Origin of the sequence: Catenuloplanes japonicus (genome assembly GCF_000717135.1) — a bacterium.
GTDB lineage: Bacteria > Actinomycetota > Actinomycetes > Mycobacteriales > Micromonosporaceae > Catenuloplanes > Catenuloplanes japonicus.
Map to the genome: position 1 here is coordinate 214253 of NZ_JNXY01000031.1, position 15214 is coordinate 229466.

Here is a 15214-nt window from a genome sequence, read left to right on the forward strand (position 1 = left end):
CGGCCCGCCGGCCCGTGGAGATGAGGAAAGCCGGGGCCCTCGTGAGGCCCCGGCTCCCGTCAGGCCGCCGCCACCGTGACCGATTCCGGCCGCAGCGCGATCTTCAGCACGTCCGCCACGTCGGCGAGCGCGTGGATGGTCAGCTGCTCCCGGATCTCGGCCGGCAGGTCGTCGAGGTCCGGCTCGTTGCGCGCCGGGATGATCACCTCGGTGAGACCGGCCCGGTGCGCGGCCAGCAGCTTCTGCTTCACGCCGCCGATCGGCAGCACCCGGCCCGCCAGCGTGACCTCGCCGGTCATGCCGACCTCCGGGCGCACCGGACGGCCGGACGCCAGCGACGCCAGCGCCGTGACCATGGTGATGCCCGCGCTCGGCCCGTCCTTCGGGACCGCGCCGGCCGGTACGTGCAGGTGCAGCCGCTTGTCGTCCAGCGGCGTGGCCTGCCCGTGCGAGCGCAGGTAGGAGAGCGCGATCTGCGCCGACTCCTTCATCACGTCGCCGAGTTGGCCGGTGAGCGCCAGCCCGCCCTCGCCCGGCATGGCGGTGGCCTCGATGAACAGCACGTCACCGCCGGCACCGGTCACGGCGAGACCGGTGGCCACGCCGGGGACGGCCGTGCGCTCGGCCGACTCGAAGAAGAAGCGGGGGCGGCCGAGGAAATCCTTCAGATTCTCGAGCCCGACGTCGACCCGGTCGTTGCGCACGGCCACCTTGCGCAGCACCTTGGCCAGCGCGCGCTCCAGTTGACGGACGCCCGCCTCGCGGGTGTACTCGACCGCGATCTTGGCGAGGACGTCGTCGTCGATCGTGACATCGTCAGGCGTGAGCCCCGCCCGCTCCAGCTGCCGCGGCCACAGGTGGTCACGCGCGATCGACACCTTCTCGCTCTCCGTGTAGCCGTCCAGCGCGACCAGTTCCATCCGGTCCAGCAGCGGGCCGGGGACGGTCTCCACCACGTTCGCGGTGGCGAGGAACAGCACGTCGGAGAGGTCCAGGTCGACCTCCAGGTAGTGGTCCCGGAACGTGTGGTTCTGCGCCGGGTCCAGCACCTCCAGCAGCGCCGCGGCCGGGTCGCCCGCGTACCCGGCGGAGATCTTGTCGATCTCGTCGAGCAGCACGACCGGGTTCATCGAGCCGGCCTCGCGGATCGCCCGCACGATGCGTCCGGGCAGCGCGCCCACGTAGGTGCGCCGGTGGCCGCGGATCTCCGCCTCGTCCCGGATGCCGCCCAGCGAGACGCGGACGAACTTCCGGCCGAGCGCGCGGGCCACGGACTCGCCGAGCGAGGTCTTGCCGACCCCGGGCGGCCCGGCCAGTGCGAGCACGGCGCCGGAGCCGCGACCGCCGACCGCGTGCAGGCCACGGGCCGCGCGCCGGTTGCGTACCGCCAGGTATTCGAGGATCCGGTCCTTCACGTCGTCCAGGCCGGCGTGGTCCGCGTCGAGCACGGCGCGGGCCTCGGTCAGGTCCGTGTTGTCGTCCGTGGTGACGTTCCACGGCATCTCCAGCACGGTGTCCAGCCAGGTGCGGATCCAACCGGACTCCGGGGACGCGTCGCTGGCGCGCTCCAGACGGCCGACCTCGCGCAGCGCGGCCTCCCGGACATTGTCCGGAAGATCCGCTTCCTGCACCCGGGCCCGATAGTCGTTCGCCCCGGAAGGCTCGTCCTCGCCCAGCTCCTTGCGGATCGCGGCGAGCTGCTGGCGGAGCAGGAAGTCGCGCTGCGTCTTCTCCAGACCCTCGCGTACCTCCGAATTGATCTTCTCGCTGACCTCCTCCTCGGCCTGGTGCTCCTTGATCCAGGTGACCAGGAGCTCCAGCCGGGCGGTCAGGTCGGTCTCGTCGAGCAGGTTGCGCTTCTGCTCCAGCGACATCCACGGGGAGTACCCGGAGGAGTCGGCGATCTCGGACAGGTCCGTCATCCGCTCGACCGCGTCGATGACCTGCCACGCGCCGCGCTTCTGCAGCTGCGCGCGGACCAGCGCCTTGTACTCACGGGCCAGCTCCCGGGTCTTCCCGGTCACCGGCGACTCCGCGATCTCGGTGGACTCCACCCAGAGCGCCGCGCCCGGCCCGGACACGCCGGACCCGATGCGCGCCCGGTGCAGGCCGCGGACCACGACCACCGGCTCGCCGCTGGGCAGCCGGCCGACCTGCTCGATCACGGCCACGGTGCCCACCGGACCGTAGACGCCGTCGATCCTCGGAACGGCCAGCACCCTCTTGTCGCCGCTGGTCCGGGCCGCGTCCACGGCGGCCTGGGTGGCGGAGTCGAGCTCCACCGGAGTAACCATGCGGGGGAGCAGCACGTCGTCGGTCAACGGCAGTACGGGAAACGTTGCCATCGGACACCCCAATCTTGAGCCTGATCGACTCAACCTCGCCCACGGTGTCCGTCTTCCCGAGCGTGACGCGCGACACGAGCCGTGACGAGCACCCTGCACCCGGTCCGGGTCCCTACAGTGGGCGGGTGCCGAACTCGTCGCTGCGTCCGGTCGTGCCCACGAACGACCAATCCTTCGCGCGTGGCCGCTGGGTGGTCCAGCCTGACCGGCGGATCAGCCAGCTGGTCCAGCGCCGGCCGGAGGGGGTCAGCCCGCACCAGTGGAACACCGCGCTGCGTGCCCGGGGTGACTTCGTCGCGCTCGACGCGGGCACGCTGCTGCCGGTCTTCGCGACCGAGTTCGCCGACCCCGCGGCCGCGGACGAGCGGCTGGACCGGATGGTCGCGGTGGTCTGCGACGCGGTCGGGCTGGAGTGGCTGCGCATCACGTCCCCGATCCTCGGCGCGACCGCGCAGGGCCGGCGCACGGTCGAGTACCTGATCGACGCGCGCGCGTTCCGCGACGCCACGTCCTCCTCCGACGACGCGTCGGCGCCCGGTTTCCGGGACATCATCGGGCGGCTCCCGGACGGCCGGGACGGGTTCGTCAACGATCTGAGCACGCTGGCCCGCGCGGCCGCGGTCGACGCGTACATCTCCCGCGAGCTGGCCGACCCGATCATCCGTGGCCTGCACGTGCGCGGCCCGCACAACATTGCCGAGGGGTGGGCCTGGGTCGAGCTGCCCGAGGGGCGCCACCTGCTCGAACGCGTCCGTCTCACCACGCACGGCTTCACCTGCGGCGTCGATCCGGCGCGCCTGGCGGAGGATCTGGCCGCGCTGGCGATCGGCGAGCGCCTCAAACGCCTGGAGATCGCCCCGCCGGTCTGGCTGACCCGCGACGACCTCTTCCGCGCCTACGACCGTCTCCAGACGCACCACCCGGATCTGAATTCACCATTTTTCGCCCAGATCTAGAAATTTCATATTCCCGCTTCCGGCGTGGTCCGGCAGCGCTGCTCCCGCGGGCAAACCTCCGGCGGGCTCCACCTCCGCTTCGCTCCGTTACGCACGCCGATTCGGAGCCGGTTCCGCCGTGGCCGGGAAAGACCCGTCCGGGGGCCGGAAACGAGGAATTGGCTCTCTGCGCGGCGTCCGGGCGGGCGCAGGATCGGGGGATGAGACCCGAGACCCGAGCCGTGCATCCCCGCCTGCCCGCGCAGGCCGGCAGCGAGCCGATCGCACTGCCGCTCTATGCGGCGTCAACCTGGGCGTTCGACGATCCGGACGTGCTCGCGGACGCGTTCCACAGCCCGCACGGCCCGTTCCTCTACTCGCGGATGACGAACCCGACCGTGCGCGCGCTGGAGAACGCGGTCGCGGATCTGGAGGGCGGCGCGGCCTCGATCGCGACCGCGTCCGGGATGGCCGCGATCAACCTGGTGCTCCAGGCCTCGCTGCGGACCGGCGACCACGTGGTGGCACAGCGGCGGCTCTACGGCGGCGCCGCGACCACGCTGCGGGACCTGAGCGAGCGGTTCGGGATCGTGGTCGACTACCTGGACGACGCGACGCCGGACGCGCTGACGGCGGCGCTGCGGCCGGACACCCGCATCGTGTACCTGGAGACGATCTCCAACCCGACCGGCCACGTCGCCGACCTGCCCGCGCTCTCCGCGATCGCCCGCGCGGCCGGCGCGCTCACGGTCGTCGACAACACGTTCGCGACGCCGATGCTGTGCCGGCCGATCGCGTTCGGCGCGGACGTCGTGGTCCACTCCGTGACGAAGTACCTGGGCGGCCACCACGACGTGGTCGGCGGCATCGCGGTCTTCGCGGACCCGGCCCTGCACGAGAAGGTCTGGCACTACAACGTCGAGTTCGGCGTGGCGGCGGACCCGTTCGCGGCGTGGCTGACCGCGCGGTCGCTGCAGACGCTGCCGCTGCGGATGGAACGGCACTGTGCGAACGCGGCCGTGATCGCTGAGCGGATCGAGGACCATCCGGTCGTGATGGGCACCTGGTACCCGGGACTCGCGCAGAATCCGACGCACGAGATCGCGCGGCGTGTGCTGAGCGGCGGGTTCGGCGGCACGTTCGCGTTCGACCTGGCCGGCGGCCGGGCCGCGGGCACGGAGCTGAGCAAGCGGGTGCGGCTGGCCCGGCTCGCGCCGTCGCTCGGCGGCACCGGCACCACGCTGATGCACCCGGCCAGCACCTCCCACCGCCAGCTGGACGAGGCCCAGCTGGCGGCGGTCGGCATCGGTGAGGGCACGATCCGGATCTCGGTCGGGATCGAGCACGTCGAGGACATCTGGGACGACCTCGACCAGGCGCTGAGTTAGGGGAGTGCCTTCAGGAACGGCGAGTGCGAGTTCCGGAACTCCCACGAGTAATAACGGTCCCAGTTGATCGACCAGGTCATCAGGCCGCGGAAGTTCGGGTTCGTACCGCTGCGGGGTGTGTAGGAACCGCAGGAAACGCCCTTGACCAGGCAGTTGACTGCCTCCTGGACGGCGGCCGGTCCCACGTGGCCGTTACCGGCGCTGACCGAGGACGGCGCGCCGAACGCCACCTGGTCCTCCCGGAGCGCGGGGAACATGTTCGCGGTGTTCCCCGCGACCGGGAAGCCCGCCAGCAGCATGTCCGTCATCGCGATGTGGAAGTCCGCACCGCCCATCGTGTGGTACGCCCCGTCCAGCCCCACGATCGGCCCGGAGTTGTAGTCCTGCACGTGCAGCACGGTCAGGTCGTTGCGAAGGGCATAGATCACCGGGAGGTACGCGCCGGAGCGCGGATCCTGCCCGCCCCACGGACCCGAGCCGTAGTACTGGTAGCCCAGCTGCACGAAGAACGTCTCCGGCGCCATGGTCAGCACGAAGTTCGCGCCGTAACGGGCCTTCAGCGTCCGCACCGCGGAGATCAGGTTGACGATCGCGGGCGTGGTCGGGTTCTTGAAATCGGTGTCCCCGGTGTTCAGCGACAGCGAGTGGCCCTCGAAGTCGATGTCCAGCCCGTCCAGGCCGTACCGGTCGATGATCGCCGCGACCGAGGTGACGAACGCGTCCCGGGCCGCGGTCGTGGTCAGCTGGACCTGGCCGTTCTGGCCGCCGATCGAGATCAGCACCTTCTTGCCGGCCGCGCGCTTCGCCGCGATCGCGGCCTTGAACTCCGCCTCCGACTCCACGTTCGGGCACTCCGCGGCCGGGCAGAGGCTGAACCGGATGTCGCCGGACGTCGCGGTGGTCGGCTCGCCGAACGCGAGGTTGATGATGTCCCACTCGGCCGGCACGTCCGCCATCCGCACGTACCCGGACCCGTTCGCGAAGCTGGAGTGCAGGTAGCCGATGAGCGCGTGCTTCGGCAGGATGCCCGGGTTCGGGTTGGACGGCGTCGGGCTCGGCGGTGTCGGGCTGGGCGTGGTCGGCCGGGGCGTCGGCGTGGCCGTGGCGGTCGGCGTGGGCGTCGGCCCGGAGGTCGTCGGGCCGGTGGTCGGCGTCGCGCCGCCGCAGGCCGCGCCGTTGAGCGTGCAGTTCACCGGCGACCCGGACCCGTTGGCCAGGAACCCGAACGAGACGGACGCGCCCGGCGCCACCGTGCCGTTCCAGGACCGGTTCGTGAACGTGTGCCGCTGCCCGGACGAGGTCAGCAGCGCGTCCCAGTAGCTGCCCATCGTGGTGCCGGCCGGCAGGTCGAACGCGACGGACCAGGACGTGATCGCGGCGCCGGTGCCGTTGGTGATCGTGTATTTGCCCTCCCACCCGGAGCCCCAGTCCGAGGTCTTGGCGAACGTGGCGGTGACCGCCGCGGCCGAGGCGGGAAGCGCGAAGAGGACCGCCGACGCGGACGCGGTGAGCAGGGCGAGCAGAGTCAGAAGAATAGACCGAGACCGTTTCACGGCAGCCTCCAGGGATCGGCGGCGGTGTACGTCACCGCGGCCGTTGGAGAATTATTAAGACTCTTAACTGTTGATGTCCATGGCTCCGGACGATATTTAGGACAGCATTGACGTTTCGGAACGAGCCGACCCGTACCCTGCGGATTTGAGACCCTGATCTTGTGAGCCAGTTGACGGTCGGGGTGCTGTCGCCGTTCGTGGGCGGCGACTACTACGGCGCCCTGATCGCGGGCGTGACCGCGGCCGTTGCAGATCTCGGCGGCCGGGTGGTCGCCGTGCAGACGCTCACGCCCGGCGCGCGCCGGGCCGACGACGAGGGGATTCCCGACTTCCGCACGCCGGTCGGCTGGGCGCACGCGGACGGCTTTATCGTGATCATCGGCGCGGTCCGCGAGGAACACCTCGCCCGCCTGCACGCCACCGGCAAGCCGGTCGTCCTGATCAGCCACCGCGCCGAGACGGTGCCGCTGCCCTCGGTGGTGCCGGACAACCGCGCGGGCGTACGCGACGCGGTCACCCACCTGATCGGCCACGGCCACACCCGGATCGCGTTCGCCGGCACGCTCGCCGTGCCGGACATCCGCGAGCGCCACGCCGGCTACCTTGAGGCGCTCGCCGCCCACGACCTGCCCGAACTGCTCTTCGAAGCGCCGGACAACCACGAGCACGGCGGCGCGCTCGCGGCCGCGGACCTGCTCGCGGCCGGGCTGCCGTCGACCGCGCTGATCTGCGGCACCGACCGCAACGCCGTCGGCGCGCTGGAGACGCTGCTCGCCGCCGGCCGCCGCGTGCCGGAGGACCAGGCCCTGGTCGGCTTCGACAACATTCCCGCCGCGCTCTACACGACCCCCACGCTGGCCAGCATCTCGCAGCCCCTGGACCGCATCGGCGCGGCCGCGGTGGCGACGCTCATCGGCGGCCTGCCCGGGTTGCCGACCTTGCCGCCGATGCCCGGGTCACCGGCCGGGACCGCGCTCCCGACCCTGCCGGCCGAGACCGTGCTCCCGACCCTGCCGGCCGTGGCCGGGGCGCCGGCCGTGATCGAGGTGCCCACCGTCTTCGTACCGCGGGAGAGCTGTGGGTGTGATCGGCCCGTGGCGCCGCCGCTCGACGCCGGGCTCGCCGCGCGACTCGCCGACCCGTCCGTCCCGGACGCCGTGCTCGCGGACGAGCTCCACCGCTACACGCTCGCCGAACTGGACCAGATGCTCGCGCCCGCGCCCGAACAGCGCGCCCGGCAGATCCTGCTGCGCGTGGCGCACATCCAGGCCCGCGACCGCTTCGGCGACATCCTCTACCTGCAGGACACGCTGAACGCGCAGTACCAGCTCGGCGCCGAGGTCCTCCGCACGGACGAGCAGGACCCGCGCAAACTCGGCTGGATGCGCCGACTGCCGGTCTCCGCCGGCTGCCTCGGCCTGTGGCGCCCCGGCTTCCCCGACTTCCTCGACCTGGCCGGATCGTTCCGCAGCCGCCCCGGCCCGGCCACGCTGCCGGTCGAGCAGTTCCCACCGGACTCGATCCTCGACGCCGCACATCCCGACACCGGCGAGATCGTCTTCGTCATCTCGGTCCGCAGCAGCGCACACGACTGGGGCCTGCTCGCCACCGTCGCCCACATCCAGTCCAAGACCCCGCCCGGCCGCGAGCCGATGAACCAGTCCGGCGCGCTGCTCGCCGTCGCGCTGGACGGCGAGTTCATGCTCCGCTCCCTCCGCGACCAGGAGGAACGCCTCCGCCGTACCGCCCTCTACGACCTCCTCACCGGTCTCCCCAACCGCGGCCTGTTCCTGGACCGGCTCCGTCGTGCCGTGGAGCGTGCCCAGCGCGAGCCCGCCTACATGTTCGCCGTCCTCTTCCTCGACCTGGACGGCTTCAAGGCCGTCAACGACACGCTCGGCCACGCCGCCGGCGACCAGCTCCTGGTCGAGACCGCCAACCGCGTCACCGCCCTGCTCCGTGACACCGACACCCCCGCCCGCTTCGGCGGCGACGAGTTCCTGGTCCTCCTGGACGACATCGACGGCCCCGCCAGCGCCTCCGCCGTCGCCGAACGCGCCCGCGCCGCCCTGTCCCGCCCCTTCGACCTCGACGAGGGCACGGCCCGCGTCTCCGCCAGCATCGGCACCGCCCTCTCCACCGAGGGCCACACCTCCGCCGAGGCTCTCCTCCGCGTCGCCGACGCCGCCATGTACCACGCCAAATCCGTCCGCCGCGGCACCGCCGGCCGCCACTCCCGCCTGTAGCGGGCGAGTCACTGCCGCTCGGCGACTGGACCTGACGTATCTGAACTAGTTCAGATACGTTCGACGTATGTCGGTGCAAAGCTTCCCCTACAGCGCGTTCCTGCGAGGTCCCTCCCAGATCCTGCCGTCCCTCACCGACGCCGATGTCATTCTCGAGCGGCGGGACGAGGAGAACCTCATCCTCAGCCGGGCCGAGCGGTTCGAGGCCGCCGCTACCGGGCTCCGCTTCGCGGCGCGGTCGCTGGCCATTCTCGCCCGTCGTCACCGCGCGCTGGCCGAGGAAGCGCTGGCCGAGGAACTGCCCTGGCTCACCTGGCTGCCGGCGGAGGAGCGCATCACCTGTGTACGGGAGCTGCTCGCCGATCTCATGGCAGGCGCCGACACCGGGCTGCTCGTCCCCTTCGCCCGGAATCTCGCCTCCTGGCGCTCGACCGCCGAAGCGTGGTCGGACCCGCAGGTCGCCCGCGAGCTGCAGGGCCCGTTCAGCGGCGACGGCCCTGCCATCGGCCGACCGAGCGAGGACCTGGCGTGAGCGGGCGCGGCGCCGAGCTTCCCCGGCCCAATCCGTGGACCGTCCGCGCGGCCGACCGGCAGGCATTTCAGGGCTGGCAGCGACTGCTGACAGCGGTGCCTGACAATCTCGACCGGGCATGGCTGGTGCTGACTGCCGATCCTCGCCATGTCGATCAGCGCCAGCACCCCCTGAAAGGGCAGCTCGGTGTCGTGAAGGTCGGCGGAGCAGCGCTCGAGCAGTGGCAGTACGAGGTGACCGGCGCGGGACGCATCTGGTACGCGATCGACGACGACGCACGCACGCACATTGTGGATCACACGAGCTGGTGCGGGGCACCCGAAGCAGACGGACTGAATTCAATACCCGTTCGGGCAGTGACGGACAACGAGGGCGACACCGCACCGGCTGAAGCTCGTTAACGTCGGCGGATGTCTCCCTCTGGCACCCTTCTGCGGCGGTACGAACGGTCCCTCACCCGGCTGCTCGCCGCCTTCGACTATGCGCAGGTCGTCTACAACCGGCGGCATGAGGGGCGGCTCAGCGGCGCCCCGCGGCACGTCCAGGTGATGATCTACGGGGCGGTCGCGGACCTGCCGGTCACGGTCGCGGTCGAGTGCCGGCAGCAGCACCGCCCGGTCGGGATCTCCTGCGTCGACTACTTCGTGGCCAAGCTGGAGGACGTCGGCGCGGACCGCGGCATCCTCTACTCCTGTGCCGGTTTCACCGGCCCGGCCGTCCAGCGTGCGGCCCGCTCCCACGACCCGGCCGTCTTCGCGATCTCGTTCGGCGAAGCCGGGCAGGCAAGGGCAATCCCGATCCCCCGCCAGCGCCGCCCGCACGGCGAGCCCGCCCCGCTCAGCATGGCGGACCGGATCGACGAGCTCGCCTACGCCTCGTTCCTGCGCTATCCCGGCGCCTGCGACCGCCGCCATTGACCGAAACCGGCCGTGCCATTGACGGAAAACGGACAACGAGGGTGGCATCGCATGGCCGGTCTGGTCGTAGCGTCGGCCCATGCATGTCAACGATGAGCAGTGCCGGGGCAGTCTCTTCGTAGCGGAACCGGACTTCGGGAGCCCGTACGAGCCGGACCCCATCCCCACGCCGCGCCAGCCGGTCGACCAGGCCGTCCGAGACGTGGACGACGTGACCGTCGAGGACTTCGCGCGCTTCCTCAGAGGGCGCTAGGCAGCCCCAGCCGCCGCCGCTGGGCCGGCACGTTCGCCAGCAGGTCGGCCTGCGCGCCCAGCTCGTCCTCCGCCAGTCGCCGCCGCCAGTGGTCGGCCTCCGCGGCCAGGCCGCTCAGCCGCGCCGGTCCCAGCCCGGCCGGCCGCGTCCGGTCGTACAAACGGGGCACGACCATGCTGGTGATCGTGTCCAGCGAGGCGCGCGCGTCGTCGAACCGTTCGAGCACGATCTCGGTCAGCGCCTGCGCGTGCAGGCGGTAGGGATCGGACGCGCCCGCGCGGCAGTACTCCACGTATCCGGAGAGCGTGCCGTGCGTGGCGAAGTGCGGGAGCGCCCGCGCCCGGATCGCCGCGGCCAGGTGGCGCATGGCGGGCTCGGCCTCCTCGCGGGTGGCGAGGCTGGTGCGTGGCAGTCGCAGGTCGAGCGCGTCGTGGACCCGCCAGCCGGGAAAGCCGGTCGGCAGGTAGAGCGGGTGCAGCACGGCCTGGCCCTGCACGATCGCGCGCGCTATCAGGCCGACCGGCTCCGCCACCAGTTCCTCGTCGAAGACGAGCCAGCGTCCGGGCAGCGACGGCAGCGCATACTTCACCACGGCCTCGCGCCAGACCGGGCCGGGACGCAGCTTGATCGGCCGCCCGCCGGTGCTCGCGGTCCAGGCGATCGCGAGCGCGTCCAGCCAGGGCGCGAACGGGCCGCCGGTGACGCCGAGCAGCCGGCCCGGCCGCCGGGTGCGCCGCCGCGCACGTTTCAGATCTTCCGGGGGTACGCCGTAGAGGTCCGCGAGCGCGGCCACGGATTCCGGCCCGTTGAGCACCTGCCCGCGTCCCCAGGTCCGGCCGGGCGCGACCGCGGCCGGGACGTCGAGCAGCACCGGCGGTTCGGTGGCCGCGGCGGCCAGGCCGAACGGGTGGATCCGCACGTGCTGGACCCGGGTCACCGTGGCGGCGCGGCCGTCGAGCACGATCTGCTCCGCGCCGCTCTCGTCGTAGTCGTAGGCGAGGAACGCGCGTACCGCGTGCTCCGAGGTCTGCAGCAGCGTCACGAGCAGGTCGCCGAGCTCCGGGCCGACGTCGCCGGTGGAGAGCTCGATGCGCTGCCAGCCGTCGTCCAGCGGTACGACGCGGGCGTAGAGCACGCCGGGCCCGTCCGCGCGGAGCACGTCGAGGGCGGCGTCCACGTCCGCGCCCGGCCTGAGGTCGATCCAGGCCGCCCCCATGTAAGTCGGCATTCTCGTGCGGTTCCCGTTCAGCTCGGCAGGAACTGCATGGTAGACGCCCTGTCGCCACGGTCAGCGGCGACGCATCCACATGACGGCGCCGACGACCGCGGCGACCACGACCAGGCCGAGCTTCAGGCCGGTCTTGCCGAGCAGCAGCACGCCGGCGCCGCGCAGCACGCCGCCGAGCCAGTAGTCGGAGGAGAACAGGCGGTCCCAGCTGTAGTCGGTGCCGGTGATCAGCCAGCCGGCCCAGATGAGCCCCACCGCGATCACGCCGGTCACCACCGCGCCCGCGATCAGCGTCTTCCGCCCGGCCACCGGCACCACCTCGTTCGTCGTCATGCGAATGAATCTATGGGCGCCGGACGTGCGATGAATCGCCCCTGAGGCGGGCACCGGCCTCTATCGGAAGGTAGAGAGGTACGGTGCGGCCATGACCGGGAACGTGACAGTGATCGTCTGCGGGGCGCCGCTCACCACGCGTACCCCCGATCTGTTGAAGGCTTTGATCGTCGAGGGCTGGACGCCGATCGTGATCGGCACGCCGTCCTCACGCGCGTGGCTCTCCACGGAGGCGGTGCGGGACGTGCTGGGTGCGCCGCCGCAGTTCGACTTCCGGTCGCCGGAGCAGCCGAAGCAGGGCGGCCCGCCGGACGCGGTGGTGGTGTGCCCGGCCACGTTCAACACGCTCAACAAGGCCGCGTCCGGGGCCGCGGACACGTATGCGCTGGCCCGGCTCTGCGAGGCGCTCGGCGAGGGCGTGCCGGTGGTGGCCGTGCCGACCGTGAACGAGAAGCTGTGGGGCCATCCGGCGTGGCGGCGCAACCTGGCGCTGCTCGAGTCCGCCGGGACCGTGCTGCTGGACGTGCACTCCGGCCGTCCCGGCGCCCGGCCGGTCGCGCCCGAGCTGGGCGGCGATCCGGGCAAGGTCTTCGAGCCGGCGTGGGTGACCGAGGCGCTGCGCCCGTTCAGCCGTTCCTGACGTAATTCCCCGCGAGCTGCAGGAACGTGCGCGTCGCCGCGGTCGGGCGGCGGCGCACCGCGGTCGCGACGGACAGTGACCACCACAGCTCCGGCCCGTCGATCGGCAGGCTCTTCACCCCACGATCATCCAGGGGTACGGAGAAGAGCGGCATGATCGAGACGCCGAGCCCGTTCCGCACGTACTCGGGTGCCGTGCCGATCTCCACCACCTCCAGCGCGACGCGTCGTTGCAGGCCGGCGGCCGCATAGGCCCGGTCGACGACGACCCGGTTGCCGAAGCCGGCCGGCGAGTCGATGAACGGCCGCTCCGCCAGCCGCTCCAGCGTGACCGATTCTCCGGGAAACCCGCTCGGGACGATCGCGACCATCCGGATCTGTGCCAGGGTGTGGACGGAGAGACCGGTGTGCGGCCGGTCGATGTCGGAGAGGAACGCCAGGTCGAATTCGCCGTCGAGCAGTGCTTGAGCCAGCCCCGCCGACCCGCTCGGCGCGGCCCGCATGCGCACGGTCACGCCCGGGTGGTCGGCCGTGAACCGTCCGAGCAGCCCCGGCAGGTCCAGGATCGTGACGGACGTCATCGCGCCCACGTTGACGGTCCCGCGCAGGCCGCCGCGCACCTGGGCGACCGCGTCCCGGGCGCCCTGTGCCGCGTCCAGCGTCGCGCGCGCCTCGGGCAGCAGCGCGCAGCCCGCGTCCGTCAGCGAGATCCGCTGCGGCCCGCGGGCGAACAGCTCAGCCTGGAGATGCTGCTCGAGCGCGCGGATCGTGGCGGACACGCCGGACTGGACCACGTGCAGGCGCGCGGCCGCGCGGGTGAAGCTCAGCTCCTCCGCGACGGCCACGAAGTACTCAAGGTGTCGCAGCTCCATCACCGTTGATGATAGGACCCAGCAGGAACAATCATTGGCGGAGATGCCCCCGGGCGCGGAAGCTGTGGAGTCGAACCACTCGAACCTTTTTCTGAGGAGCCCTCTGATGTCCGCTCAGACCCTGCCGGCGCCCGCGCGAGCGGCCGTGTCCCGGCACGGCGCCGGATTCTGGGTTGTCGCGGCCGCGTTCCTGGTCGCCATGGCTTTCACGGTCGTGCCCACGCCGCTCTGGCCGCTCTACCAGCACGAGGCGGGCTACTCGACGCTGATGGTGACGGTGGCGTACGCCGCCTACGCCGTCGGCGTGACCGTCAGCCTCTTCCTCGCCGGCCACCTCTCCGACCGCCTCGGCCGCCGCCGCATCCTGCTCCCCGCGATCCTGATCGAGATCGTCTCCGGCGTGCTCCTGCTCGCCTCGACCTCGTTCCCCGCGGTCCTGGCCGGCCGCGCGCTCAGCGGCGTCGCCGTCGGCATGATCACCGCCACCGCGACCGCCGCACTGTCCGAGCTGCACGCGGTCGCCCGCCCCGAGGCCGGCCGCGCCTTCGCCCAGCTGATCGCGACCGCGGCGAACATGGGCGGGTTCGCGGTCGGCTCGCTCACGTCCGGCCTGCTGGCCGAGTGGGTCGGAGCGCCGTTGCGTACCCCCTATGCGGTCTATCTGGTCCTGCTCGTCGCCGTCGCGGCCGGCCTGCTCCTCGTGCCGGAGACCGTCACACCGCCCGCCACCCCGCAGCCCTACCGGCCGCAGCGCGTCGCCGTCCCGCCCGCCGCCCGTGGCCGCTTCGCCACGGTGGCGATCGGCGCGTTCGCCGCGTTCGCCGTGCTGGGCCTGTTCGCGTCCGTCGCCCCCGGATTCGTCGGCAGCACCATGGGCCACCCGTCGCGAGCGCTGGCCGGCCTGGTCGCGTTCCTGGTCTTCGGCAGCTCCGTGGTGTCCCAGCTGCTTTCCGGCAGCCTGCCCGCGGCCCGGCAGATCGGCTCCGGCCTCTCGCTGCTCACGCTCGGCCTGGTCGCGGCCGTCCTCGCCGTGTGGCTGCCCAGCCTGCCCCTGTTCCTGATCGGCGGCACCGCCTCCGGGGCCGGCGCGGGCATGCTCTTCAAGGGCTCGGTCGCCACGGTCTTCGCCATCTCCGAGCCGGCCACCCGCGGCGAGGCCCTCGCCGGCCTGTTCCTCGCCGGCTATTTGGGACTGTCCATCCCGATCCTCGGCTTCGGCTTCGCCACCGCGGTCGTGTCGACCCAGACCGCGCTGGTCGGTTTCGCGGCGGGCGTGGTGGCGCTGACCGCGGTGGTCGCGGTCCGGCTCCGGCTCCCGCGCTAGCCGTTCGCCTCACCCTCCGGGCCGGGGCGGCGTCCTGCCGCCCCGGCCCCTGCCGCGCAGAAAAGCGGCGAACTCCGGCTCGGTCACGTCGGCCGTCTCCCGGTGCGGGAGCGCCGGGACGTACACGTGGGGACGGTCGGGGTTGATCCGGTAGGGCGTCCCGAGCGAGATCGGCAGGATGTCCGGGCCCGCCACCGCCCTGGCCTGCGCCGCCGCGCTGAAGCCGGTGTAGGAGAACAGCACGCCGCGCGCGACGCCGACCTCGGCCAGCAGAATGCGGAAGCTGTTCACGCAGCCTTCGTCGAGCGGCCCGAGCGAATAACCGGGGCACTGATGACGCTCGACCGCGACCGCCGCCGGCGCACCGTCGACATCCCCGCGGATGAGCAGCTGAACCTCCCACCACCCGCCGCTGATCCGCCCCGGGTGCGCACGCCCGAACGTGAACACCGGCCGGTCGAAGTCGCCGGCAAGCCGCTGCACCGCCGCCCGGTACCCACTGACCCACCCCGGCTGCGCCACCGCGACGCCGACCCGGCTCTTCTCATCGTCGAGCGCCATCCGCCGACGCTAGGCCCACACCCGCCCCACGTCGCCACCCTCGTTGTCCGTCGCTCGAATCGATCATCATGTCGATCGGGCGGTGCTT

The 15214-nt window shown here is 72.1% G+C and carries 15 protein-coding genes; 9 read left to right on the top strand and 6 right to left on the bottom strand.

Annotated elements, in window-relative coordinates; genetic code table 11:
• Positions 1-59 precede the first annotated feature (59 nt).
• Positions 60-2345, bottom strand: coding sequence for an endopeptidase La (gene lon, locus OP04_RS36755; RefSeq protein WP_033344524.1), 2286 nt, complete (start codon positions 2343-2345; stop codon positions 60-62).
• Positions 2346-2470: 125 nt separating this feature from the next.
• Here lon and OP04_RS36760 point away from each other — a divergent pair, with 125 nt between their 5' ends.
• Both OP04_RS36760 and OP04_RS36765 read left to right on the top strand, forming a co-directional pair.
• Positions 2471-3301, top strand: coding sequence for a PDDEXK family nuclease (locus tag OP04_RS36760; protein WP_051799648.1), 831 nt, complete (start codon positions 2471-2473; stop codon positions 3299-3301).
• A gap of 200 nt (positions 3302-3501) precedes the next feature.
• On the top strand, positions 3502-4668 hold the full coding sequence (locus OP04_RS36765) for a trans-sulfuration enzyme family protein (protein WP_033344525.1): 1167 nt from the start codon (positions 3502-3504) through the stop codon (positions 4666-4668).
• On the opposite strand, the gene OP04_RS36770 is transcribed toward OP04_RS36765, so the two are convergent.
• Entirely contained in the window at positions 4665-6203 is a 1539-nt protein-coding gene (locus tag OP04_RS36770) for a chitinase (RefSeq protein WP_033344612.1), read from the bottom strand. The genes OP04_RS36765 and OP04_RS36770 overlap by 4 nt on opposite strands.
• Positions 6204-6382: 179 nt before the next feature.
• Here OP04_RS36770 and OP04_RS36775 point away from each other — a divergent pair, with 179 nt between their 5' ends.
• The 5 genes from OP04_RS36775 (at position 6383) to OP04_RS53945 (ending at position 10169) form a co-directional block, all read left to right on the top strand.
• On the top strand, positions 6383-8467 hold the full coding sequence (locus OP04_RS36775; protein ID WP_033344526.1) for a substrate-binding and GGDEF domain-containing protein: 2085 nt from the start codon (positions 6383-6385) through the stop codon (positions 8465-8467).
• 67 nt (positions 8468-8534) lie between these two features.
• A complete protein-coding gene (locus OP04_RS36780; RefSeq protein ID WP_033344527.1) occupies positions 8535-8999 on the top strand; it encodes a hypothetical protein in 465 nt (154 codons plus the stop codon).
• Positions 8996-9400, top strand: a complete 405-nt coding sequence (locus OP04_RS52390; RefSeq protein WP_198154110.1) for a hypothetical protein — start codon at positions 8996-8998, stop codon at positions 9398-9400. Before OP04_RS36780 ends, OP04_RS52390 begins: the two co-directional genes overlap by 4 nt.
• A 9-nt stretch (positions 9401-9409) precedes the next feature.
• Positions 9410-9916, top strand: coding sequence for a restriction endonuclease (locus tag OP04_RS36785; protein ID WP_033344528.1), 507 nt, complete (start codon positions 9410-9412; stop codon positions 9914-9916).
• A gap of 79 nt (positions 9917-9995) precedes the next feature.
• The gene (locus tag OP04_RS53945) at positions 9996-10169 is read left to right on the top strand and encodes a hypothetical protein (RefSeq protein ID WP_157240846.1); all 174 of its coding nucleotides are present in this window, start codon (positions 9996-9998) and stop codon (positions 10167-10169) included.
• Here OP04_RS53945 and OP04_RS36790 read toward each other — a convergent pair.
• Both OP04_RS36790 and OP04_RS36795 read right to left on the bottom strand, forming a co-directional pair.
• Positions 10156-11385, bottom strand: coding sequence for a hypothetical protein (locus OP04_RS36790; protein WP_033344529.1), 1230 nt, complete (start codon positions 11383-11385; stop codon positions 10156-10158). The genes OP04_RS53945 and OP04_RS36790 overlap by 14 nt on opposite strands.
• Before the next feature lie 72 nt (positions 11386-11457).
• Positions 11458-11730 carry a hypothetical protein gene (locus OP04_RS36795; RefSeq protein ID WP_033344530.1) on the bottom strand — a complete coding sequence of 91 codons (273 nt, stop codon included), beginning with the start codon at positions 11728-11730 and terminating at the stop codon, positions 11458-11460.
• 91 nt (positions 11731-11821) lie between these two features.
• On the opposite strand from OP04_RS36795, the gene OP04_RS36800 reads away from it, so the two are divergent.
• Positions 11822-12370 (top strand): flavoprotein, encoded by a 549-nt coding sequence (locus tag OP04_RS36800; RefSeq protein ID WP_051799649.1) that lies wholly within the window; start codon positions 11822-11824, stop codon positions 12368-12370.
• Here OP04_RS36800 and OP04_RS36805 read toward each other — a convergent pair.
• The gene (locus OP04_RS36805) at positions 12357-13241 is read right to left on the bottom strand and encodes a LysR family transcriptional regulator (RefSeq protein WP_033344531.1); all 885 of its coding nucleotides are present in this window, start codon (positions 13239-13241) and stop codon (positions 12357-12359) included. The two genes, OP04_RS36800 and OP04_RS36805, sit on opposite strands and share 14 nt — an antisense overlap.
• Positions 13242-13347: 106 nt before the next feature.
• Here OP04_RS36805 and OP04_RS36810 point away from each other — a divergent pair, with 106 nt between their 5' ends.
• Positions 13348-14565 (top strand): MFS transporter, encoded by a 1218-nt coding sequence (locus OP04_RS36810; protein ID WP_051799650.1) that lies wholly within the window; start codon positions 13348-13350, stop codon positions 14563-14565.
• A gap of 9 nt (positions 14566-14574) precedes the next feature.
• Here the strand turns inward: OP04_RS36810 and OP04_RS36815 are convergent, their stop codons facing one another.
• Positions 14575-15126: a hypothetical protein gene (locus OP04_RS36815; RefSeq protein WP_033344532.1), complete on the bottom strand. Its 552-nt coding sequence runs from the start codon at positions 15124-15126 to the stop codon at positions 14575-14577.
• Positions 15127-15214 lie beyond the last annotated feature (88 nt).